Raw genomic sequence first — 23,725 nt, 5'->3', positions numbered from 1 at the left:
CATGATGTGACCTGAACCATGATGATGGACATAAAAAGCAATATTACATGGCTGGGACATTCTTTTTCTGATCAATTGTATCCATCAAAATACGCTCATATGCATTTACCATATGATCGATGTTAAGAGACCTTTCTGCATGTTCCCTGCATTTTCTTCTATTTAAGCCTACGGCATTTTCAATGCATTTAGCCAATTCAATAGGGTCGGCACTGCTGGTCAGGCTTCCAGTTTCGTTATTGACTAAAAAAGGCAATGCACCTTTTGATATTCCTGCTATGGGCGTTCCACAGGCAAGGCTTTCAGCAACTACTAAACCAAAAGGCTCTTCCCAACAGGGTGTGATAACCGCGCATAGCGCATTTCCAACCAAATCACTCAACTCCTTATGAGAACGGTTTTTTAAAAGTTCTACCCCCTCATCCAGTAAGGGCAACACGTAAGTATTATAATAGTGGTGATCTGCTATACTTCCTGCTATTTTGATTTTGTAACCGGCTATTTTGGCCGCCTGAATAGCAATATGCGTACCTTTATCAGGATGAATCCGTCCAAACCAAATTACATATTTACCTAAAGGCTGCTCAACATATTTCCAAGCCTGCAAATCAACCCCATTAGTAATTACATCACAATAATTTAAGTATGGACGCCAGGCTATTTCATTTGAATATGATACACTTACGTAGCGCATTTTGCCACTCTTCCGCTCATGCGACATTGCCCTTTTTAACTCAAATATTGGCGGAGTGTGCAGAACGGTAACCATGGGCGTATTAATAATAGTACTCATGGTTATGGGAACGTAGTTTAAACTATTATTGAATATAATGTCATGATCTTTACTATCGATATCCTGCATCAGCTCCAGATAGGCATGGTGGGTAGATATGAAATCTTCGCTTAACTCGTGCGAACGAAATCTGCTGAATGTTTCGCGATCGTAATCCATATCGCTAAAAATAACATGAACGTTCAATTCTGGGTCTGACAGCTCACTGGCATATAAAGTGACGGTATGTCCTTTGGCAATCAATCGTTGGGTAATATCATAAGTAAAAGCCTCCAGGCCTCCCATAAAGGGCTTTTTTATCGGATGTTTAAGATGCGCAATTATTCCAATGTTCATAAATATTGTTTATATAACAACTGTGAAAATCTGCCTTAAGTTTTCAATTTGAAAGAAATTTCCATTTTGTTATCAAATTATTGTAAACAAGCATTGCAGAAGGGGGAACTGTGCTGACTATACTGCGAAGGCTGGAATTTTATCAGCAAAAGGGTTTTACCCGTATACCGCGCTGTGCTTTGGAAAGGTGTTTTGGTGAAGGCTTTTTATAAGTATTGCCTACAATGCTGAAATAGCTACAAACAAAAACGGCAGTAGCTTTATGCCACTGCCGTTCCGGTTAATGCTGTTAAAACTACAATAGTTCGCCCATTCCGAATACTGTTAGCCCTTTGGCAAACTGTTCGGCTATGCTTTTGTTGGCAGCTTCAATGTGTTGACCGGTTATGGGATCAACCACTGTGCGTAACGGCCTGGAACCTTTTGAAGTGCCAATAAGTTTTACAATGGCATCAGCAACATCCTGCGGGTTAGGATTCTTAGCGTGCATTTCTCCTCCTAATGCGGCAAACATTTTGTTGGGAATATCAGCAATAGCGCCATATCCCTCAAATACACCCTGATCAGATGCAGGGTTGTTTTTTTGCTGCATTTCGGTAGGGAAAGCACCCGGCTCTACAACAACCACATCAATGCCTAAACGCTTTACCTCGTAATGCAGGCCTTCGCTTATTCCCTCCAGCGCAAATTTGGAGGCTGCATATATAGTGGCGAATGGAAACGATACCCTTCCAAAGCCGCTGGTTACGTTAATAATCAGTCCATCAGCCTGCGTACGCATAGCGGGCAGCACCTGTTTCATCAATCGCCACGGGGCATAAACATTAATATCAAATGTAGTATGCACATCGGCCGTGGTAAAGCTCTCTGCTACACCGCTCATGCTATAACCGGCATTGTTTACCAGCACATCAATGGTTCCTTCTTTCTCGAGAATAAGGTCAACGGCATGCTTCACGCTTTCATCATCAGTCAGGGTAACATCCAAAACCGTTACGTTCTCTAAGGCCGAAAGGGCAGCCGCTTTATCGGCATTACGGCCTTTTGTGTCGCGCATCGTAGCGTACACTTGATGTCCTAAGGCAGCTACGCTGTGTGCGGTAAGCCAGCCAAAACCACTATTTGTTCCTGTTATCAATACAATTTTTTTGCTCATCTTTATATTATTTAATGACTATGCAAATATTGAAAATAGCACTACAAGAACATTTACCAAATGGTAAAAAAAGCAGTTAATGAATACTACGGCGTATTCTGCTTAATGATTGCTGGGTGACGCCCAGGTAAGAGGCCACGTAAGAAAGTGGGATGCGGTTGATGATGTTGGGAAAAGCTTTAATAAAAGTTAGGTAACGGGTAGTGGCATCTTCTGATATTAGTGGACTGCGCCGCTCCATGGCCAGGGTAAGGCATTTTTTGACCATCTTTGCCTTCATCATTTCCCATCCCACAATGGTATTGGATATCTCATCCCAATTCTTTTTTATTAAAAACAAGAACTTTGCAGTCGGTAACGGCCTGCACATATTCAGAAGCTGCGATTTGCGATTCGAACTTTTCGTTGTCAACTACAAAATTGCATTCGTCTACAAAATAATTGGTGATCTCTTCACTCTTGTTGTTATAATAACAAAAGCGGAACACACCTTCAACCACGAACGCCACATAACGGGGAATCTTTCCGGCTTCCGACAGGTATTCGTGCTTTTTTAATTCGAGCATTTCTGCCTTGCTTAGTAAGAATTCGATCTGCTGTTTGTTCAGGTCGCCAAATTGCAGGATAAGATTTATCATCGCTTCCATGATGTAAAGATAGTATATAGCGTAATCAGTTCTAATTAAAAAAAGCGAGCAATAAACTCAGCCTTTACGAAAAGACTATATCCTATGCCTTTATTGGCACCTGTAAATAATGCTGTCTTCATGATTGTTTTTTAATTTATAAACACAAAATTGCACTGAATTTACATGATTACCTTTACCAAATGGTAAAAAGCGTTAACGTATGTTCTTTCTTATCCGACTTAGGGATTGTGGGGTATTTCGGTGAAAGTGACCCCTATGTTTCGGGCCTAACTGGCCACCAATTTGATTACCGGATGATGCACATCTAAGTTCCTTTCCCTCTGAACAAATATACACTTCGGATCCAAATCCATTTTCCTCAGGACTTTTCGGTTTAATTCATCTTACTGCCGGATTTATCCTCAATTCAGACCTTTCTAGTGATCAAAATCCATTCGCAGGTACTGGAACGCGTAAAAAAAACGCCATACCCCCTTCAAAACAGCGAAGTGACCGTAGTCCATCCCGAATAGTAGATATGCTCCCAGGAGCCTTTATTTATGCAGAAATTGAAAAATTATTCCCGAAAGCCAGTTGCGAAAAAAAGCTGATCAAAAGATCAGAACGGCCAGTTTGCTCCGAAACAGGTGGTCACTTTAAAGCGAAATGGGGTGACAGTTTAAATGCGGAACGGCTGGCCATTTTTGCCGAAATGCCCACATATGCCATCGAATGATGTTAGTGCATTATTATGTCGTGAGTTTACAAAAGGAATAAAATCTATACAATATATCTTTTAATAAATTGCTTTTGTTATTTTTGGATATACTCAAAAAAGACATTTCGTTTCAGTCCTCATATGGCAAAGTCAGATTGCTTGCACCATATGGTGCAGTCGAAAGTTATCAAATTTACATAGATAATTTTTTCCAAGGCATGCTGTTTACCCGTAATGGAAAATGGCTGACAAATCTGAACGATCGTAGCAAACTCAGTGAAAATGATATTCAGAAGCTTATTGATATTGTCATTGGTAAAAATAAGAACTAATCTTCCAAAGTATTAATGTTTTGCGAAAGTTGCTCTTTTAGTCCACTCATATTCATCACAGGCAGATTCACAGCTTCTAATCCTGACAACGCACTTACAGCAGATATATAAGATCTTACGTATGGGAAAATGATTGCTGGAGCGTTCACCAGAAAAAAACCGGAAAGTTCTTGTGGATCAATAGATGATTTAAATTTGAATAAACCTATACATAACATATCTATCACAAAGCTTTCATTTTTATCCTTAACTTTTACGTCAAGAATAAGGGAAAATGTTTTTTTGTTCTTATCAACAACACCTGAAGGAGTAATATCAATTTCTCCTTCTGACTGCTTAATAGGTTGACGCTCGATTGAAAAATTTACAACTGTAAATGACTCTAATTTAAATGGTGATTTTTTTATGTTCGACATGGTTATGCTGCTAATGCATATGTATTTTCTGAATTAAATTCTTTGAGTGGCTTTTGTAAGTCAAGTTCATAAGTAGCAAATGGCTTTTGAATGAAAGACATTATATCAGTCAAAGGCTCTTTCGAAATAATGTTGGACTGAATCAATTCCAAATCATCAGTTTGAACTAAGCTTCCTTCAGTAAAAAATACCAGTGAATTATTTGGGTAGGCATTAATAAAATCAAATACGATATCAGCAGAACAATCCATCAAGCCCTTTTTATTATTGAACTGGCTTTTGGGTAGTAGTTGCACATAAAAAGTCTCTGTGTGATTATCGTAGAAAAAATCACTTCTTATTGTTTTAAATGAATCGGCAAGTTTTCTCAACCTGCTTTGAATAAAGTCTTTCTGACTAATCATATGTTGTAAACGTTTTTAAGTAAATCTAAAACAGAGCTCGCTTCCTCTTGCACTTGCCTCGCTTCTTCATCACTAACAATTTTGTATTTGTAATCAGCTTTAACTCGCACTTTGACAAGTTCGCCCATCTTTGTATTAAACAGATTAGCGTCCTCCTTGTTTTGCTGGTAAATGCTTTTAAAAATTTCATTCCTTAACCATACATGAGTACCAACACCATTAATGTTGCTCTTACTTTGATGATCAATCTCATTTACCTGCATATTCCAAAAACTGTACATGACGTGAAAAACGTATTGAACACAACTGTAATATGAGCAATGAACGCTCTCATTATGTAAATTATTATCTAATAGGTAAGTCGCAGCATCCATACTTGCCACTGATTTTTGATTCCAGTTAGACATGGTTAAGTACGGTTTGGGTGAATGGGTTTAACATTGAGAGCAACAAATTTAGCAATTGTTTAATGCAATTATACTGTTTCAAAAGTTATTCATGAAATTTTTTACAAAATATATTTCAAAATGTAAAGTTGTAAAGTAGAATACATCATCAAAATTCGGAATTTATATACCTATATAGATACAAATTCAGTCTAGAAACAAAGATCTTCAGGCTCGTATACGTTTCTCAAACTGATATCAAAAATCCGCATATACTTTTGTGTTTCTTCAATACTACTGTGCCGGCACAAATGCTGTATCTGGTAAACATCGGTTCCTTTCATCATTCCATGTATAACTCTGGTATGCTTCCAGCCATATATGGTATAGTCATCATTCAGCTTTACCTTTGGATTGTCCTTTACTTTTTTGTAAGGCATAGATAGTGAATTTTTCCCGGCCATTTTTTCTGATGGCTCACCACCTGAGCCAAAATATAAAAGTGCTGAAGCTTTTTATCCAGCTTCATGGAAAATGCAATCTTCTCAAATTCTGGGGAAAAATCCCGGTAAGCTTCCATCCCATTCTTTGAAACCTCTTTTCTAAAGCGGATTCTTTTTAAACGGAAATCAATATCTTCAACTTTTAACTTCAATAGTTCCTGCTGACTTCTCACGCATAGGTGATAAGTAAAGGCACACGCATTGTAAATCATCCGTTGCTCATGGTTGATCATGAATTTTTTAATTTTCTCTGCGATATCTCTTTTGTACCAGATGTGCCTGCCAACTGTTGCTTTGACCTTTTGTATTTTTCCTTTTGCCGGGTTCTTTAAAATATATTCATCCATCTCAAACCAATTGAATGCGGTCATGATCAGGTTTATATTGCTGTTATAGGTAGTTGGGTTCCATGAATTATTTTTCTTAGCGTAAAGAAGAGCATCTGCAATGTGCTGCCTGGTTATATCCGAAACGCTAAAATTCAAAGGATCGTAATTAGTCAGGTATTTGGTAAACCATTTTATAACGCCCCGGTGTGTCGAATGCGAATTGGTATTATCGGTACGTTCAATCCTACTCTGCAGGTAATCTGCAAGCGCTGTAGTAATGTTGGTATTTCCCTTTTGGTTTTCGGATATCTGTTTTTCTCTAACTGCGATCTTTTCATCCACGGATACCGTTTCCTTGATCACAACTTCGGTTACGAGTCCGAGCTCTTCTTCAAACGGATTATATTTAAGGGTATTTAATAAGAGCCTGTATTTGGCCACCAGCTGCTGAGCATAGTCTTCGCGCTCCTTTCCTTTGTAGCGGTTTAAGTTTTCGTAAACTTTTATCCGGATCCGTTTTCTTGGATACCGGTCCCAAAGCAAATGCGGCACATCGTGGAACCGCTTGATCCGTAACTCGAACCATAGCCCTTTTTTAGGTGAAAAATGTAACCGAATTTACACCAAAAACAAAAAAGCAGCTCTTTTCAGAACTGCTTTAAAATTTACGGGTGGCTGATGGGGCTCGAACCCACGACCCTCGGCACCACAAACCAATACTCTAACCAACTGAGCTACAGCCACCGTTTTTTGATGTCACAAAAGTACGACTTTTAATATCTCTTGCAAATATTTTTTTCAAAGTTTTTACTACAAATTTTTAATTCCTTAACATTCAATTATTTGAAATTGAAAAATTTTTTCCCTAACAGATAAAATAAGCTATTTTGAAGCTAAAAACATAACTTTACAACGTTTATGATCGAAATTTATACAGACGGAGCAGCTAGCGGAAACCCTGGACCAGGAGGTTGGGGCACTATTTTAAGGGCAGGACAGCACTATAAAGAATTAAGTGGCGGATTTAGGATGACTACAAACAACCGCATGGAACTGCTTGCTGTAATTAAAGGATTGGAAGCATTAAAAAGCCTAAACCAACAGGTAACCGTTTATTCTGATTCGAAATATGTGGTAGATGCCGTAGAAAAAAAATGGGTGTTCGGGTGGGTGATTAAAAATTTTAAAGACAAAAAAAATAAAGATCTTTGGTTAAGATTCCTTGAATTATACAAACTCCACAAAGTAAAGTTTATTTGGATAAAAGGCCACAACGACCACCCTGAGAATGAACGTTGCGACCGTTTAGCGGTTTTTGCCTCGCAAGACAAGCAAAATTTAGCTATTGATAACTTTTTTGAAGTGGAAAGAAGTAAAGCACAACTTTAATCAACTCCACCGATTACATTTAAATCTTCGAGTTTAGCGTTTACATTGGCATCAACTGAAATTGATTTTGCCGTATAAAGCATCATCATCTCCTCTGCTTTTTCGACCATTTTTTTTGAGCCTATAAAAATCGGAACCCTTTGGTGCAATTCAGTAGGAATGATATCCAGTATACGATCAAAACCTGTACTCGCCTTTCCCCCAGCCTGCTCAATAATATAAGCCATCGGGTTACACTCATATAATAACCTTAATTTTCCATTTGGAGAACGCGAAGTGGTTGGGTAAATATAAATCCCGCCTTTTATTAAATTTCTATGGATATCGCCTACCATTGAACCGATATAGCGTGATGTATATGGACGTTTTGTGGCTTCATCTTCTACCTGACAATATTTAATGTACTTTTTAACCCCATCAGGAAAATGAACGTAATTACCCTCGTTTACCGAATACATATACCCTGTTTCAGGTATTTTCATTTGTGGATGTGAAAGGCAAAACTCCCCGATTGATGGATCGAGCGTAAATCCGTTAACACCTTTACCAGTTGTATACACCAACATGGTAGATGAACCATAAATTATATACCCGGCGGCAACCTGTTCTGTACCTTTTTGAAGCACATCTTCCATACTGGCCCTGCCCTCAACCGATTTCCTTCTGTAAATTGAAAATATTGTACCTACCGCAACGTTTACATCTGTGTTGGAAGAGCCATCCAACGGATCGATACACACAATATATTTGGCGTTTTGAGATACAGGCGATTCAATATGGATAATTTCATCTTCCTCCTCGGTAGCCACAATACAGCATTCGCCACCACTGGTTAAGGCAGCAATAAACTGCTCATCTGCATATACATCAAGTTTTTTTTGTTCCTCACCCTGAATATTGGTGGTTCCCATATCGCCAAGAATATCAACTAAACCGGCTTTGTTAATTTCGCGGTTTACAATTTTTGCAGCTATGCCAATATCTCTCAGTAACCTCGAAAGTTCACCTTTTGCATATGGAAAATCTGCTTGTTTTTCTATAATAAATTGTCCTAGTGTTTTAACGCCACAAACCATACTTAGTGTATATTTTACATTATCTACCCGATAACTCTATAACTTCTAAGGTATGAATATTTTCATCAGTTATGCAAAATCTAATCAAGGTTCTCACTTTGTGCCAGCCTTGTTTTCCGGCTGCACCAGGGTTTATATGCAAACATTTTATTTTTTCATCAAACATCACCTTTAAAATATGGGAATGCCCGGTGATGAATAATTTTGGAGGGTTAGTGTATATTTCTGGCTTTACAAAAGAAGAGTATCGGCCAGGGTAACCACCAATATGCGTCATCCAAATATCAACAGATTCACAACTAAATCGATTTTGTTCAGGAAATTCATTTCTAATACAGGCATCATCTATGTTTCCAAACACGCCACGCAATGGTTTAAACGCAGCCAGGGGCGCTGCTACACCAGGGCCAAAATCGCCCGCATGCCAAATCTCATCTACACCATCGAAGTGCTTAAAAACCGCATCATCTAAAAAACCATGTGTATCAGAAATTAATCCTATTTTTTTCATTTTGTAAAGTTAACACCCAGCACCTTTCACACATTTACCTGAGCTAAAAATTATTTATTTGGAGTTATAAAATTCGGAAAGCTAACTTTTATAAATCTAAATTTTACGCAAACTTAAATCAGGCTCCTTTTTTAAATTGTAGGATATTATCATTGATTAAACCTATCTATTTCTAATCCCTCAATTGAATCCAGCTAAGCGATTAGTTGATTATTCAACATTCAGTGCGTTTATTTAATCGTATCTTAATTGCTTAAACGTTCCATTAGGCTGAATAAAAGAAACTGATGAAGCCTTCTCCATCCCCTCTTTCTTTTCAAATTTGAGACTAAATCCCTTTAAATTTTTAAAGTTAAAAGTGTCGTTTCCTATCGATATGGTTTCATACTCCGGTTGCCCGGGTACCGAAACAAATAAAACTTTTCCTTTTAAATATACTTTACTCATGCCTTTTTCTCCATAACTGCCTGTATAACTCATTAAGGCATTAGCATTTAAATCAACTGTTTTGGTTTTGTACGCAAACACAATAGGTTTCATTCCCCTTTCCAGCGGAATATTCACACTTTCAATTTTACCATCCTGTCCGCTGCTAAAATTAAAACGCAAATCACTTTCTGCAGTGTCAATCTTACCGTTCTTATCAATGTCACTAATACTAAAAACATCGTAATGATAGTGCCTTAACAATAGTTTCTCCTTCCCCATCCTAACAAAAAGCGAATCATTTTTGAAAGTTATATCAATTACACCATAGGCAGGATTATCAAACAAACCATCATAATCTTTAAGTGGATGCGAAGGTTTTGTATTTAAAACACGGGCATTTTCTGCCGTTTTCTTTACTGCCTTCTCTCTCTCCTTAGCCTTTGCCTTTTCTTTGTTGGCTCTACCATTCCAATCAATATTTTTCAACCCCAAAACCCTGTCGGCAATACTGCTGTATACAATTTCCGGAACGCTTGAAGTATTTTGATTGGTTAATACCACAATGCCTAATTCATCGGTTGGAAAAAAGGATACACTAGCCGAAAATCCATTAATATTGCCACCATGCTCTACCATGTAATGACCACGATAAGAGTTGATCATCCAACCAAAACCATAAGTAGCCAGGTATATATCTTTATCATCTGAAGGCAAACCTCCACTCCTAACCATTTGAGAACTTGCTGCTTCCCCGATATACGATGAAGGTAAAATTTCTTTACCATTATAAGTACCGCCGCTAATCCAAACCTTTAGCCAATGCGTCATGTCAGTTACACTGCTATTGATACTTCCCGCTGGCCCCATTCCATCAATATTAAAATAATCAGTCTTTTCTATAGCACCTTTATTATTTACAGTATAAGGCAAGGAGGCTTCGCTATCTTTCTCGAATTCGAAAATATTAGTATTGGAATGGCTCATTTCCAAAGGATCAAAAAATTTCTCTTTAATATTCTGTTCCCAGGTTTTTCCGGTCAGCTTTTCAACAATCATACCCTGCGCCAAAAACATAAAGTTGTTATATTGCCATTTTTCACGGATACCAGCAGTTGGCTCCATGTAACGCACCCTTTGGATGATGCTATCACGGTTAGCGGTATTAAATATATACCACGACAAATCGTAACGGGATAAACCTGTGCGGTGGCACATCATATCCCGCACCGTAATCTGGTTGTTCATATTGTCGTTATAAAATTTCAATTGTGGCAAATAAGAAGTTGCAATACCATCATAAGCCAGTTTCCCCTCTTTTTGCAATAAACCAATAAGTGAAGAGGTAAATGCTTTCGTACTCGAGCCTATGGCGAAAAGTGTATTTGGTGTTACCGGTTTTTTATTTTCGAGATCGCGATAACCGAAACCTTTGCTATAAATTACCTGATCCCCTTTTACCACCGCTACCGCAAAACCGGCCACTTTCTGATCTTTTAATATGCGGTTTAATAAAGTATCAATGCCTTTTAAAGGATCAACTTTTTTTTGTTTTTTTGATTGAGCAAGAGCAGACAGTGCCATAAAGCACAGCAAGAATACATTTAGGGTACGTTTCATTTTAATTCAGGTGAGATAATTTGCCCTAAATTACAAATGATTATGAGGATAATATCAGAAAATGATTAAATTGAACTATTTCTTTAGTAAGCGAGAAAAAAATCCTTTAGCAAAAGCTTATATTCAGCTGTATGTGCTTTTAAAGATTGATAAATATAAAAATCCCGTTCATTTAAAATCATTTCTCCTTTTTTTAAACAGATAATTTGTCTAAAAGTGGGTTTATTTTTATCTGAATGAATATTAACTCTTTCCGTTAGCGATAAACCATATTGAGCAGCCATAACAATCACTTCATTAGCCTGCTTTATAGGCAAAATCAACCAAATCATGCCAGTATCATTCAATAAATGAGCAGCTTTTTCAATTAACACGGCAAAAAAGTCTTCATCAGCATGCCTGGCGATTCCTTTTCTAATCTCTTCGTTTTTTAAATCATTTACAAAAAAAGGCGGATTGGAAATGATAAGATCAAATTTCTGTTTGCACTCAAATTGTTCAATGGCTATATGGCTAACCGTTAAACGATTACTGAAGGCTGAAAACTCAAAATTTTTTCCGGCAGTTTCCGCAGCCTGTCCATCAATTTCTACAGCATGTACATTTGCATCAGGAAAACGTTGCGCCAGCATTAAGGCGATTACGCCAGTGCCTGTACCAATATCGAGTATGTTTTTTGGAGCCGGATGGTTAACAGTTGCACCAAGTAATACACCATCGGTATTAATTTTCATGGCGCAACCTGTTTGGTCGACTTCGAACTGTTTGAACTTGAAAATACTCATCTATTTTTCATACAATTCTAAAGGTAATCCATCCGGATCGGCAAAAAAAGTAAAGCGTTTATCCGTAAATTCATCAATTCGAATCGGTTCGGTTACAATTCCTGCGCATTTAAACGTGCAATCTCCTTTTCAATGTCATCAACTTCAAAAGCCAGATGGCGCAAACCCAGCGCTTCTGGTCGTGATGGCCTTGCAGGAGGGTTTTCAAAAGAAAACAACTCGATCTGATATACGCCATTAACGGCAAGATCTAATTTATACGACTTTCTTTCAGCCCGGTAAACCTCTGCCAAAACGGTAAAACCCAATTTATTCACATAAAAATCTTTTGATTTTTCATAATCTGAACAGATAATGGCAATGTGGTGGATGCGAAGCATAAATAATGATTGAATTTTGAATGAGTAAATGAGTGAGTTTGCGTTCAACAAAAATGCGCATTCTCTAGTTGAATTAACCAATAATTATTTCAACATTCTCTCATTCAAAATTCAATCATTCTCTCATCAGCCATTCTCTCATTTAATAATTCTCTAATTCGATCATTATATTTTGACATTCAATCATTCAAATTCTCTCATTCAATCCTGTAATCACACCAGTTTTTTCATATAAAAAAGCTATTTTTGCAACTTCAAAAAAAAAGCATGATTCATTTCTTCCTTAGTCAATCGCAGGCGATTTTTGTTTTACAAACAGACAAAGCGCTTTCTACCACTGATATTACTAAACTTGAATGGTTATTTGGCGGTGCCAAAATCTCCCTAGAAACAGCGCTAACAGGCTTTTTCGTTGGGCCAAGAGCAGCAATGATTACTCCCTGGAGTACCAACGCCGTAGAGATTACCCAAAACATGGACATGCAGGGCATCATCAGGATCGAAGAATTTAAGCAGGTTGATGAAAACTTTGCTGAATACGACCCAATGCTTTCTCAAAAATACGGCAAGCTTGATCAAGAGGTTTATACCATAAACATCAATCCAGAGCCGATTTTAGAAATTACCGATATTGCCGCTTACAACAAACAGGAAGGGCTTTCTTTAAGTGATGAAGAAGTTGAATACCTAAATACCCTGGCGCAAAAATTGGAAAGACCTTTAACCGATTCTGAGGTTTTTGGCTTCTCTCAGGTAAATTCAGAACATTGCCGCCATAAAATTTTCAATGGTAAATTTGTAATCGACGGTGTAGAACAACCTACCTCTTTATTCAAATTAATCCGCAAAACATCAGAAGAAAACCCTAACGATATTGTTTCTGCTTATAAAGATAACGTAGCTTTTATTAAAGGCCCTAAAGTGCAGCAATTTGCACCTAAACGTGCCGATCTACCTGATTATTATACTACAAGTGATTTTGACTCTGTAATTTCATTAAAAGCAGAAACCCATAATTTCCCAACCACAGTAGAGCCTTTTAATGGCGCAGCAACCGGTTCGGGTGGCGAAATAAGAGACCGATTAGCAGGCGGACAAGGTTCGTTGCCTTTAGCAGGAACGGCAGTTTACATGACCGCGCTTTCGCGTTTGGAAGATAACCGCCCATGGGAAAAAGGTGTTGAAGAAAGAGCATGGTTATATCAAACTCCGATGGATATCCTGATCAAAGCATCAAACGGTGCTACAGATTTTGGAAATAAATTCGGCCAACCCCTCATTACTGGTTCGGTTTTGACCTTCGAGCACGAAGAAAACAGCAGGAAACTTGGTTTCGATAAAGTGATCATGCTTGCAGGTGGTATCGGTTACGGTAAAGCCAGCCAGGCACAAAAACTTAAACCAAAAGAAGGCGATAACATCGTTATTCTTGGTGGAGAAAATTACAGAATCGGAATGGGTGGTGCAGCTGTTTCATCTGCAGATACCGGCCAACATGGAAGCGGCATCGAATTAAATGCGATTCAGCGTTCAAACCCTGAAATGCAAAAACGTGCAGCAAATGCGGTGCGTGGCATGGTAGAAAGCGATCACAATTCAATTATCTCTATCCACGATCATGGAGCTTCGGTGGCCACTTAAACTGTTTATCAGAATTGGTGGAAGAAACAGGTGGTTTAATCGACCTGGATAAATTGCCAGTTGGCGATCCTACCCTTTCGGCTAAAGAAATTATCGGTAACGAATCTCAGGAAAGAATGGGATTGGTAATCGGCAACGACCATATCGAAACTTTACAAAAAATTGCCGATCGAGAACGTTCACCTATGTATACCGTAGGTAAGGTAACTGGTGATCATCGTTTTACATTTAAATCTGCAACAACAGGTTTAAAGCCTATGGATTTTGAACTGGCTGCGATGTTTGGCAGTTCACCAAAAATCGTAATGGACGATCAAACCATCGATCGTAAGTACGATGCAATAAAATATAATCAAGCAGAATTAAATACTTACCTTGAGCAAGTTCTTCAATTAGAAGCAGTTGCAGCTAAAGATTGGTTAACCAACAAAGTAGACCGCTGTGTGGGTGGCCGCGTTGCCAAACAACAAACCGCAGGACCATTACAATTGCCTTTGAACAACTGTGGTGTAATGGCGTTAGATTTTCAAGGAAAAGAAGGTATTGCCACTTCAGTTGGCCATGCACCACTTTCTGCCTTAATAGATCCTGCTGCCGGTAGCCGCAATGCCATTGCAGAATCGCTTTCGAATATTGTTTGGGCACCGCTAAAAGATGGCTTAAAAAGTGTTTCACTTTCTGCCAATTGGATGTGGGCCTGCAAAAATGAAGGAGAAGATGCCCGTTTATATGCAGCAGTAAAAGCTTGTTCTGATTTCGCTATCAATTTAGGAATCAACATCCCAACCGGAAAAGATTCATTATCGATGAAACAGAAGTATAAAGATGGTGATGTAATTGCGCCAGGTACCGTAATTATTTCTGCAGGAGCCAATTGTGATGACATTACTAAGGTAGTTGAACCGGTATTGCAAAAAAACGGCGGATCAATTTATTACATCAACTTATCTAACGACAATTATAAATTAGGCGGTTCATCTTTTGCACAGATTTTAAACAAAATTGGTACAGAAACTCCAGATGTTAAAGGTGCTGATCAATTTAAAACAGCATTTAACACCCTACAACAATTAATTAAAGCAGATAAAATTCAGGCTGGACACGACATTGGTAGCGGTGGTTTAATTACAACCCTGTTGGAAATGTGTTTTGCAGATCGTGATTTAGGGGCTTCGATCGATTTATCTTCATTGGCAGAAACTGATAGCATTAAAGTATTATTTGCTGAAAATATTGGTAGTGTTTTCCAGGCTGATGCTTCGGCTGAAGAAACTTTAACACAAGCAGGAGTTGTTTTCCATAAAATTGGTGAAGTAAACTCTGCAGCTAAACTGGAAGTTAAAAATGCAACAGATAATTTCAGTTTTGATATTGATCATTTACGTGATGTTTGGTTCAAAACTTCATACTTGCTTGACAGTAAACAAACGGGCAACGGTTTAGCGAAAGAACGTTACAACAATTATAAAAATCAGGTATTAAAGTACAATTTCCCATCACAATTTGATGGCAAGAAACCTGTTATCGATACAACCAAACCACGCCCGAAAGCGGCAATTATCCGAGAAAAGGGAAGTAATTCGGAACGCGAACTTGCAAATGCCATGTATTTAGCCGGTTTTGATGTGAAAGATGTACACATGACCGATTTAATTACAGGCAGAGAGACTTTGGAAGATATTCAATTTATAGGTGCTGTTGGCGGTTTTTCTAACTCTGATGTATTAGGATCTGCCAAAGGTTGGGCTGGTGCATTTTTATATAATGAAAAAGCAAGAGTAGCTTTAGAGAAATTCTTTGCCCGCCCTGATACCTTATCTGTTGGTGTTTGTAACGGTTGCCAGTTATTTGTAGAGTTGGGCTTAATTAATAAAAACCACGAAGAAAAACCTAAGATGCTGCACAACAAAAGCGGCAAACACGAAAGTATTTTTACTTCATTAACCCTGCAAGAAAACAATTCGGTAATGTTATCTACACTGGCCGGAAGCACTTTAGGTGTTTGGGTATCGCATGGAGAAGGAAGATTCTCATTACCATATGCTGAAGATCAATACAAAATCGTAGCAAAATATGCATATGAAGGTTACCCGGCCAGCCCGAACGGATCTGATTACAACACCGCAATGTTATGCGATGAAACTGGCCGCCATTTGGTAATGATGCCACATATTGAGCGTTCATTGTTCCAATGGCACTGGGCAAATTACCCACAAGGCCGTAAAGATGAAGTGTCGCCATGGATGGAAGCCTTTGTCAATGCACGCAAGTGGATTGAAAACAAAGGATAAATCACTAAAATTTAAATAAAGTAAATGGATGACGGAATTAAAAACCATCATCCATTTTTTTATTTACAAGGATTCACCATTTCGAGCAGTTTGTTTATTAAAATCGTCATGCTTAACTTGATTCAGCATCTATCATTCTAATCAGATCCTAACTACGAAGTGGCCATTAGACCTTTGAAATTATAAAAATTACTAATAAAACAAGTTCGGGGTGGCGAGCCGCGAAAACAAAAAACGGCCTGAGCTTTTGCCCAAACCGTTTCAATTTACCCAACCTCACATTTATCTATAAGAGCATTAATAGAAAAATCATTTTTTAAATTTAAAAGAAATGGCATCCTGAGGATTAATACCAATCTTTAAGTCGCCCTGCTGAACTTGATTCAGTCTATCCTACAGATCATAAAATTGATTTCCCTCAAGCATGAACTTTCTCCTAGCTCTTCCATACCCTCTAAATCCCCTGAATATCACTCCTCACTTCTTTCCTCCACTCAATTCCATATTTAAGGTCCATAAAAGAAGCAACCACTTTGTTATAATCATTGATAGAAATATTAACAGGCATTACGCAGCCATAACTATAATAGGCAATACCATACTTCTTTTCAAACACTTCCTGGCCTTTGGTATATGAAGATACAATGCCCCCACGGATTAAAAATTTAACACATCCGTTTTTCAAATCTGCATGAGCAAGTTTAGTACTGTGTATTTCCGCACTATCAATAGGTTTTACAACTTGCGCACTCAAATTGAGCTTTGTAAAACAAGCAAAGAGCAAAATCAAAAAGGATTTTTTCATGGAGAGGTATTTTAATTAGAAATCTGAAAATTGATGGCCATATTATACCTCACCCGTACTGCTGTACCTTTATTTTTCCCTGGTTTCCATAGCGGTGATTTTTTAATTACTTTAATCGCTTCTTCATCACATCCAAAACCGATTCCTTTAACTACCGTTACATCCGTAATAGAACCATCTTTCTCTACCACAAAGCTCACAAACACTTTACCCTGAACATTTTCCTCTTGCGCTTTGTAAGGATACCTTAAATTACGCTCCATATATTTAGACCAGGCTTTGGCACCACCAGTAAACTCCGGATATTCATCGGCTCCTAAATAAATCTCTTTATCTTCCCCCGCACCAGTACCTTCTTTAGCTGTTCCAGTACCATCGCCACTTCCTTTACCATCAGCAATGGTAGCATTAGGCGCTACAACACCATCCTGTGTTTTAGGACCGATTACTGCCAATTTAATATCATCAACCGTTGGCGGAGGCGGAAGCTCTGTTTTGTTAACCACCACCACTTGTGATGGAACCGCTATAGTTTTAACCTTTACCAGATCCGCTTTAGCAGGCTCAACCTTTTTCTCTGGTTCAGGAGTTTTTGGTTTCATCTGATGGATCACATTTTTCAAATCAACCACCGTTCTGAGGAAGAACATCTACAATAATTTCTTTTGGAAAAAGTTTAGCATAAATTAATGGCGAAAAACACAGCAAGATAAACAGGCTTCCAGATGCGAATAATGCCCTGGTCATGATCGATGAAGATTTAGACCTTAATTGATAAGCACCATAGTTTTTGTTGCGGTTTGCAAATACAAGATCGAGCCACTCGGTTTTGTATACGTTAATTAAAGAGTTGAACATAGCTTTTGTTTTTATAGCATGATGCAGCTAAAACATCAATTCCATAAAAACGTTAAAAAATCTATTTTCTTTACAAAAAATGAAATTTTTCATCTGAAAAACATTTTTTTATTTCATTTTCAATAAAATTATCATAAAAAATACGATTGTTTTACGAAAATTAATAAAATATACTATTTTTGACAAAAAACATAACAAATTAATGAAAAGCTTAAGAACCATCGCATTAAAAGAGGCTCAAAACAGAATTTCACCAGAAGTTAAAGCACCATCAGCAAAAATTTCTGACTTTTTTGGCGCTAATGTATTTGATAAGAGAAAAATGAGAGATTTCTTATCTAAGGACGTGTATGAAAAATTAATATCATCTATCAACCAAGGTGAGTTAATTAATTCTGACGATGCCAACCAAATTGCAACCGCTATGAAAGCGTGGGCAATGAGCGCTGGCGCAACGCACTATACGCACTGGTTCCAGCCATTAACTGGTACAACTGCAGAAAAACACGATTCATTTTTTGAACCAAGTGGCGATGGAGCTATCGAGAAATTCGCTGGTAGTGCACTAGTTCAACAAGAACCAGATGCATCAAGTTTCCCTAACGGTGGTATCCGTAATACTTTCGAAGCGCGTGGTTATACTGCCTGGGATCCTTCTTCTCCAGCTTTTATCATGGAAAGTAAAGCAGGTAAAACACTTTGTATCCCTACTGTATTTGTATCCTATACCGGTGAAGCCTTGGATTATAAAGCACCTTTATTAAAAGCATTAGCTGCGCTTGATAAAGCTGCTGTTGATGTTTGCCAATATTTCGATAAAAGCATTACTAAAGTAAATGCTTCTTTAGGTATCGAACAAGAATATTTCCTGGTTGATGAGTCATTATTTAATGCTCGTCCCGATTTATTATTAACAGGCCGTGCTTTGTTCGGACACATGTCTGCTAAAGGTCAGCAATTAGAAGATCATTATTTCGGTTCTATCCCTGAGCGCGTATTCAGCTACATGGTAGATTTCGAAAACGAAGCCTTAAAATTAGGTATTCCATTAAAAACCCGTCACAATGAGGTTGCACCATCACAATTTGAGTGTGCACCGATTTATGAAGAAATCAACTTGGCTATCGATCACAATCAATTGTTGATGGATTTGATGGAAAAAGTTGCCCGTCGTCACCATTTCCGTGTATTGTTACACGAAAAACCATATGCAGGTATCAATGGATCAGGTAAACACAACAACTGGTCGCTAATTACCGATACTGGTAAAAACTTATTGGCACCAGGGAAAACGCCTAAAAACAACTTAATGTTCCTTGCTTTCTTTGTTAACACAATTAAAGCCGTTAGCGAGCATGCCGATTTATTACGTGCAAGTATTGCATCGGTAAGCAACGATCACCGTTTAGGAGCAAACGAAGCGCCACCTGCAATTATCTCAATCTTCTTAGGTTCTCAATTGAACGATGTATTAGACGAGATTGAGCACTCACGCATCAGCAAAAAAATTAAAGAAGACAACGCACTTTGGTTAGGTATTCCTAAAATCCCTCAGATTTTATTGGATAATACCGACCGTAACCGTACTTCGCCATTCGCATTTACAGGTAATAAATTCGAGCTTAGAGCTGTTGGATCTTCAGCAAACTCTTCTGCCCCAATGACGATCTTAAACGCAATTATGGCTGAGCAATTGGTTAAATTTAAAGTTGAGGTTGATAAATTGATCAAAAAAGGCGACAAAAAAGACATCGCTTTATTAACAGTGATCAAAAAATACATCAAAGAATCTAAAGGTATCCGTTTTGAAGGTAATGGTTACAGCCAGGAGTGGGAAGATGAAGCTGCAACACGCGGTTTATCAAACATCAAAACTACTCCAAAAGCTTTAGATGCATATTTAACTGAAAAATCTGCTGAGTTATTTGCTACAACAGGTATTTACAGTGCACGTGAAATTCATGCCCGCCATGAAATCATGTTGGAAAACTTCTACAAAAAATTACAGATCGAAGCACGTGTTATGGGTGAAGTGGCTAACACTGCAATCATTCCAGCTGCAATTGCTTACCAAAACTCTTTAATCGAAAACGTACAAGGATTAAAAGCAATTGGTGTAGATAGCAAAGTTTCTATCGATATCGTAAAAAAATTATCACAGCATTTAGAAATTGTGAAAACCAATATCGATGCCATGTTAGAAGAACGTAAAGTAACCAACAAAATCGAAGATACCCGCGAAAAAGCGATTGCTTACGATGAGAAAGTTAAATCTTACTTCGACATTATCCGTTACCATGCTGATAAATTAGAGCAAATTGTTGACGATAGCGTTTGGCCTTTACCAAAATTCAGAGAATTATTATTCATGAAATAGATTTTAAGCCGTAAGGTATAAGGTATAGGGCGTAAGGTTTAACTTTACGCCCTTTTTGTTGGTTTATTGGCTCAATTTGTCCGGTCATTTAAAACCTGAAAATTGTAAACTGGTTAATCGTTTAATTGTAATCATTTAGAAAGCAATCTCCCTCCATATCGTCCTCCTGAACTCGTTTCAGGATCTAACCGAAAGGTCTACAACAAACATTCATTCAAAAAGAAAAATCCACCATCCTTAATTCACACTTCGTGCCTTCGTGGTGAAACAACCTTATTAAGCTCAGCTTTGTAATCATTTAGAAAGGAATCTCTCTCCATATCGTCCTCCTGAACTTGTTTCAGGGTCTAACCGAAAGGTCTACAACAAACATTCATTCAAAAAGAAAACCAACCATCCTAAATTCACACTTCATGCCTTCGTGGTAAAACAACCTTAATAAGCTCAGCTTTGTAATCATTTAGAAAGGAATCCTCCTCCATATCGTCCTCCTGAACTTGTTTCAGGATCTAACCGAAAGGTCTACAACAAACATTCATTCAAAAAGAAAACCCACCATCCTAAATTCACACTTCGTGCCTTCGTGGTAAACAAACTCAGCTGTAAAATATCAAAAAACCCTTACCATTTTACCTGAAAAAACGTTAAGTATTTAGCTTTAGTTCTTCCTGTTAAAACCTTATCTTTGCGCCAACATGAGTGATAACAGGTACAATCAACGTGGCGTTTCTGCCTCAAAAGAAGATGTGCACAATGCCATCAAAAACATCGATAAAGGAATTTTCCCTAAAGCATTCTGCAAAATCATCCCCGATATTTTAGGTGCTGATGAAGCATATTGTAATATCATGCATGCTGATGGTGCAGGTACCAAATCATCTTTAGCTTATGTTTACTGGAAAGAAACCGGCGATATTTCGGTATGGAAAGGCATTGCACAAGATGCCATCATTATGAACATCGACGATTTAATCTGTGTGGGTGCTACTGACAATATCTTACTATCCTCAACCATAGGACGGAACAAAAACCTAATCCCTGGTGAAGTAATTGCTGCCGTAATTAACGGAACTGAAGAAATTTTATCCGACTTAAGAGAACAAGGCATCTCCATATATTCTACAGGTGGTGAAACTGCCGATGTGGGCGATTTAGTGCGGACAATAATTGTTGATTCTACAGTAACCTGCAGGTTAAAACGTGAAGACATTATTAGCAACGACAACATTAAGCCTGGAGATGTAATTGTGGCCCTCGCTTCTTATGGTCAGGCAACATACGAAACTGAATACAATGGCGGAATGGGATCGAACGGTTTAACCTCTGCCCGGCATGATGTTTTTGATAAAACAGTAGCCAACAGCTACCCTGAAAGTTTTGACCCCGCAGTACCATTTGATCTTGTATTTTCAGGAAAAAAACAGCTAACAGAGGAAATCGAAATTGAAGGATTTGGCAAATCCACTGTAGGCAAATTGGTACTATCGCCAACCCGTACTTATGCACCGGTAATTAAACAGATTTTAGCCAGTTACCGAAATCAAATTAATGGAATTGTACATTGCAGTGGTGGCGCACAAACCAAGGTATTACATTTCATTAATGATGATATTCATGTTATTAAAGACAACTTATTCCCTATTCCACCACTATTTAAGCTAATACAGGAACAATCTGGTACCGACTGGAAGGAAATGTACAAAGTATTTAATATGGGCCATCGAATGGAACTTTATGTTCCTCAAGAAATTGCAGAAAACATTATAGAAATTTCAAAAAGCTTTAATATTGACGCGAAGATTATCGGTCGGGTAGAAAAAGGTAGCCAAAAACAGGTAACCATAGAAAGTGACCAAGGAACTTTTGTTTATAATTAAGAAACAACATAATGATTTATATAAGGCTGCTGAGCGTAAATTTCAGCAGCCTTTTTTTATTGACTAGTCACGTGTTACAAATTTGTGGAAAGTACTATCTTCCCCATCCGCTTTTTTATCCTGGTACAAAAAATCCAGTTTATGATCGTCAAAGGTTTTAAAAAAGTATCCCAGTCTGTTTCCTTTAAATCAGAAGAACTCTCGCTGTGTTTTGGAAAATGTATTCTCAAAACGCCACCGTTATCAGTTTAGCGGTATCACCAACAATTGCTGGCACACCATCGTGTTTTTCTGCCCATGCTTTTATAGTAGCATGATCATGGGTTTGTTTCGAACTGCCTCATTGTATATCGTATTTATAATTAATGGATAGATCTATTATAAGAATCACATTCAGCTAAAAATGGTTTTAATAATTGTGAAATATTCTATACAAATGTTATCCAATAAGTATAAAAATCGTTCACAATTATATTTTTATCGATACATTTTAATATTTTTTCAGCACATCATCTAAATTTGTTTGTTATTAGTATATGCGATTTCAAATTTTAACCACATGATTAAAGTGTATCTTCTGGGTGCAGGCAAACATGCTGCAGAGCTGAGTGAGTATTTTAATAGCAGTAAAGAGTACGAATTAGCGGGATACATTACCAATGTTGCTGATGCTGTTAACCATCCAAACCTGGCCAAACCAATAATTTCCCTATCCTATTTTTTAAAAAAACAAGCCTGCTTCTTCAAATATCACTCTTATCGGTGCAATTGGTAATTATGAAAGGAAAATCATTATTGAGCAATTAGAAAATAAAGGATATCAGTTTATTAATATCATCCATCAACACAATTACATCAGTTCATCAATTAAGATCGGCTATGGAAACTGTATTGCTCCTGGTTGTGTAATTAATGCAAATGTGCGTATAGGCAACCATTGCATTGTAAATTCCAACTCCAATATCAGTCATGATTGCATACTTGAAAACTATGTAACCATTTCTCCGGGTGTTACTATTGCCGGTAACGTAATGATTAATGAAGGTGCTTTTATTGGCGCGGGTGCAACTGTAATTCCAGGGATAACCATTGGTAAAGGAGCATATATTGCAGCCGGAGCTTGCGTTACCCATAATGTTCCAGAAAATGTGATGGTAGCAGGGCTACCTGCGAAGGTTAAAAAAACAATATATTGAGTAATCTGAAATAATGAATACTTTAGAAGTTGATATAAATAAAAGATCCCCGGTTTTAATGACCGGGGATTTGTAAAAAATAATAAGTATAGATAAACTATTGTAACCTCAAAATCCGTTCACCATACTTAATTTCTGTTCCTAGGTGATTTCAAATTCATATTCTTTTCCTGAAGTAACAGTAAGCTTTTTACCTTTGATTTTGTAAGTACCTCTATATGCTACATCGCCACCTGGCACAATATCTGCCTTGCCGTCTACCATGAGTGTAACGCGTATTGCGCTTGTAAGGTACCCATCAGGCTTGGGTACATTAATTTCATAAAATGTTTTTTCTTCTTTTACCGTAAGCTTTTCACAAGAAGTAAAGCATATAAACAAGATTGTTAAATAGATAAGGTTTTTCATATTGATTTAGATTTACAACAATAACGTATTGGAGATTATAAAAGCTACAAACAGCTGAATAACAAAAAAGCGCCGATCGGATG

General features: G+C 37.7%; 24 protein-coding genes, 1 tRNA gene and 1 pseudogene. 7 read left to right on the top strand and 19 right to left on the bottom strand.

Going from position 1 to position 23,725, the window contains the following annotated elements:
- Positions 1 to 43: 43 nt before the first annotated feature.
- The 4 genes from AC0IWE_RS03330 to AC0IWE_RS03315 form a co-directional block, all read right to left on the bottom strand.
- Positions 44 to 1,129, bottom strand: coding sequence for a glycosyltransferase (locus AC0IWE_RS03330; protein WP_471791913.1), 1,086 nt, complete (start codon positions 1,127 to 1,129; stop codon positions 44 to 46).
- 295 nt (positions 1,130 to 1,424) lie between these two features.
- Positions 1,425 to 2,285, bottom strand: a complete 861-nt coding sequence (locus tag AC0IWE_RS03325; protein ID WP_471791912.1) for an SDR family oxidoreductase — start codon at positions 2,283 to 2,285, stop codon at positions 1,425 to 1,427.
- 76 nt (positions 2,286 to 2,361) lie between these two features.
- Positions 2,362 to 2,568 carry a hypothetical protein gene (locus AC0IWE_RS03320; protein WP_471791911.1) on the bottom strand — a complete coding sequence of 69 codons (207 nt, stop codon included), beginning with the start codon at positions 2,566 to 2,568 and terminating at the stop codon, positions 2,362 to 2,364.
- A 28-nt stretch (positions 2,569 to 2,596) separates the two neighbouring features.
- Positions 2,597 to 2,932, bottom strand: a complete 336-nt coding sequence (locus AC0IWE_RS03315; protein ID WP_471791910.1) for a Crp/Fnr family transcriptional regulator — start codon at positions 2,930 to 2,932, stop codon at positions 2,597 to 2,599.
- Positions 2,933 to 3,452: 520 nt separating this feature from the next.
- Between AC0IWE_RS03315 and AC0IWE_RS03310 the strand changes: the two genes are divergently transcribed.
- Positions 3,453 to 3,650: a hypothetical protein gene (locus tag AC0IWE_RS03310; protein WP_471791909.1), complete on the top strand. Its 198-nt coding sequence runs from the start codon at positions 3,453 to 3,455 to the stop codon at positions 3,648 to 3,650.
- A gap of 310 nt (positions 3,651 to 3,960) precedes the next feature.
- On the opposite strand, the gene AC0IWE_RS03305 is transcribed toward AC0IWE_RS03310, so the two are convergent.
- From AC0IWE_RS03305 to AC0IWE_RS03280, 6 genes are all read right to left on the bottom strand, one after another.
- The gene (locus AC0IWE_RS03305; RefSeq protein WP_471791908.1) at positions 3,961 to 4,380 is read right to left on the bottom strand and encodes a protein-export chaperone SecB; all 420 of its coding nucleotides are present in this window, start codon (positions 4,378 to 4,380) and stop codon (positions 3,961 to 3,963) included.
- Between the two features lie 2 nt (positions 4,381 to 4,382).
- Positions 4,383 to 4,784: a hypothetical protein gene (locus AC0IWE_RS03300; RefSeq protein ID WP_471791907.1), complete on the bottom strand. Its 402-nt coding sequence runs from the start codon at positions 4,782 to 4,784 to the stop codon at positions 4,383 to 4,385.
- Positions 4,781 to 5,191 (bottom strand): hypothetical protein, encoded by a 411-nt coding sequence (locus AC0IWE_RS03295; RefSeq protein ID WP_471791906.1) that lies wholly within the window; start codon positions 5,189 to 5,191, stop codon positions 4,781 to 4,783. Before AC0IWE_RS03295 ends, AC0IWE_RS03300 begins: the two co-directional genes overlap by 4 nt.
- Positions 5,192 to 5,382: 191 nt before the next feature.
- Positions 5,383 to 5,610, bottom strand: coding sequence for a hypothetical protein (locus AC0IWE_RS03290; protein ID WP_471791905.1), 228 nt, complete (start codon positions 5,608 to 5,610; stop codon positions 5,383 to 5,385).
- Positions 5,592 to 6,554: a hypothetical protein gene (locus tag AC0IWE_RS03285; protein ID WP_471791904.1), complete on the bottom strand. Its 963-nt coding sequence runs from the start codon at positions 6,552 to 6,554 to the stop codon at positions 5,592 to 5,594. The genes AC0IWE_RS03290 and AC0IWE_RS03285 overlap by 19 nt, the downstream gene beginning before the upstream one ends.
- Before the next feature lie 118 nt (positions 6,555 to 6,672).
- Positions 6,673 to 6,746: transfer RNA gene (locus AC0IWE_RS03280), tRNA-His, on the bottom strand.
- A gap of 174 nt (positions 6,747 to 6,920) precedes the next feature.
- Here AC0IWE_RS03280 and rnhA point away from each other — a divergent pair.
- Positions 6,921 to 7,391, top strand: coding sequence for a ribonuclease HI (rnhA, locus tag AC0IWE_RS03275; protein WP_471791903.1), 471 nt, complete (start codon positions 6,921 to 6,923; stop codon positions 7,389 to 7,391).
- Here rnhA and fbp read toward each other — a convergent pair.
- The 5 genes from fbp to gloA2 form a co-directional block, all read right to left on the bottom strand.
- Positions 7,388 to 8,467 (bottom strand): class 1 fructose-bisphosphatase, encoded by a 1,080-nt coding sequence (fbp, locus tag AC0IWE_RS03270; protein WP_055910652.1) that lies wholly within the window; start codon positions 8,465 to 8,467, stop codon positions 7,388 to 7,390. The genes rnhA and fbp overlap by 4 nt on opposite strands.
- Before the next feature lie 19 nt (positions 8,468 to 8,486).
- Positions 8,487 to 8,978 carry a metallophosphoesterase family protein gene (locus tag AC0IWE_RS03265; RefSeq protein ID WP_471791902.1) on the bottom strand — a complete coding sequence of 164 codons (492 nt, stop codon included), beginning with the start codon at positions 8,976 to 8,978 and terminating at the stop codon, positions 8,487 to 8,489.
- Between the two features lie 234 nt (positions 8,979 to 9,212).
- A complete protein-coding gene (locus AC0IWE_RS03260) occupies positions 9,213 to 11,024 on the bottom strand; it encodes a serine hydrolase (RefSeq protein WP_471791901.1) in 1,812 nt (603 codons plus the stop codon).
- Between the two features lie 83 nt (positions 11,025 to 11,107).
- On the bottom strand, positions 11,108 to 11,809 hold the full coding sequence (locus tag AC0IWE_RS03255) for a tRNA1(Val) (adenine(37)-N6)-methyltransferase (RefSeq protein ID WP_471791900.1): 702 nt from the start codon (positions 11,807 to 11,809) through the stop codon (positions 11,108 to 11,110).
- Between the two features lie 92 nt (positions 11,810 to 11,901).
- On the bottom strand, positions 11,902 to 12,189 hold the full coding sequence (gloA2, locus tag AC0IWE_RS03250; protein ID WP_471791899.1) for an SMU1112c/YaeR family gloxylase I-like metalloprotein: 288 nt from the start codon (positions 12,187 to 12,189) through the stop codon (positions 11,902 to 11,904).
- Between the two features lie 267 nt (positions 12,190 to 12,456).
- On the opposite strand from gloA2, the pseudogene purL reads away from it, so the two are divergent.
- Positions 12,457 to 16,121 (top strand): annotated as a pseudogene (gene purL / locus AC0IWE_RS03245) (phosphoribosylformylglycinamidine synthase).
- Positions 16,122 to 16,575: 454 nt separating this feature from the next.
- Here purL and AC0IWE_RS03240 read toward each other — a convergent pair.
- From AC0IWE_RS03240 to AC0IWE_RS03230, 3 genes are all read right to left on the bottom strand, one after another.
- The gene (locus AC0IWE_RS03240; RefSeq protein ID WP_471791898.1) at positions 16,576 to 16,875 is read right to left on the bottom strand and encodes an FEKKY domain-containing protein; all 300 of its coding nucleotides are present in this window, start codon (positions 16,873 to 16,875) and stop codon (positions 16,576 to 16,578) included.
- A gap of 62 nt (positions 16,876 to 16,937) precedes the next feature.
- Positions 16,938 to 17,528, bottom strand: a complete 591-nt coding sequence (locus AC0IWE_RS03235; protein WP_471791897.1) for an energy transducer TonB — start codon at positions 17,526 to 17,528, stop codon at positions 16,938 to 16,940.
- 22 nt (positions 17,529 to 17,550) lie between these two features.
- A complete protein-coding gene (locus tag AC0IWE_RS03230; RefSeq protein ID WP_471791896.1) occupies positions 17,551 to 17,784 on the bottom strand; it encodes a hypothetical protein in 234 nt (77 codons plus the stop codon).
- A 202-nt stretch (positions 17,785 to 17,986) separates the two neighbouring features.
- Between AC0IWE_RS03230 and AC0IWE_RS03225 the strand changes: the two genes are divergently transcribed.
- The 4 genes from AC0IWE_RS03225 (at position 17,987) to AC0IWE_RS03210 (ending at position 23,234) form a co-directional block, all read left to right on the top strand.
- Complete coding sequence (locus AC0IWE_RS03225) at positions 17,987 to 20,161, top strand: glutamine synthetase III family protein (protein ID WP_471791895.1); 2,175 nt, start codon at positions 17,987 to 17,989, stop codon at positions 20,159 to 20,161.
- 695 nt (positions 20,162 to 20,856) lie between these two features.
- The gene (locus AC0IWE_RS03220; protein WP_471791894.1) at positions 20,857 to 22,038 is read left to right on the top strand and encodes an AIR synthase-related protein; all 1,182 of its coding nucleotides are present in this window, start codon (positions 20,857 to 20,859) and stop codon (positions 22,036 to 22,038) included.
- 559 nt (positions 22,039 to 22,597) lie between these two features.
- Positions 22,598 to 22,813: a hypothetical protein gene (locus tag AC0IWE_RS03215; RefSeq protein ID WP_471791893.1), complete on the top strand. Its 216-nt coding sequence runs from the start codon at positions 22,598 to 22,600 to the stop codon at positions 22,811 to 22,813.
- On the top strand, positions 22,788 to 23,234 hold the full coding sequence (locus AC0IWE_RS03210; protein ID WP_471791978.1) for a NeuD/PglB/VioB family sugar acetyltransferase: 447 nt from the start codon (positions 22,788 to 22,790) through the stop codon (positions 23,232 to 23,234). Before AC0IWE_RS03215 ends, AC0IWE_RS03210 begins: the two co-directional genes overlap by 26 nt.
- A gap of 141 nt (positions 23,235 to 23,375) precedes the next feature.
- Here the strand turns inward: AC0IWE_RS03210 and AC0IWE_RS03205 are convergent, their stop codons facing one another.
- Complete coding sequence (locus tag AC0IWE_RS03205; RefSeq protein ID WP_471791892.1) at positions 23,376 to 23,642, bottom strand: hypothetical protein; 267 nt, start codon at positions 23,640 to 23,642, stop codon at positions 23,376 to 23,378.
- Between the last annotated feature and the right edge of the window lie 83 nt (positions 23,643 to 23,725).

The sequence above is a fragment of the Pedobacter sp. AC402 genome, assembly GCF_979252805.1.
This window is presented reverse-complemented; position numbering and strand designations above follow the sequence as displayed.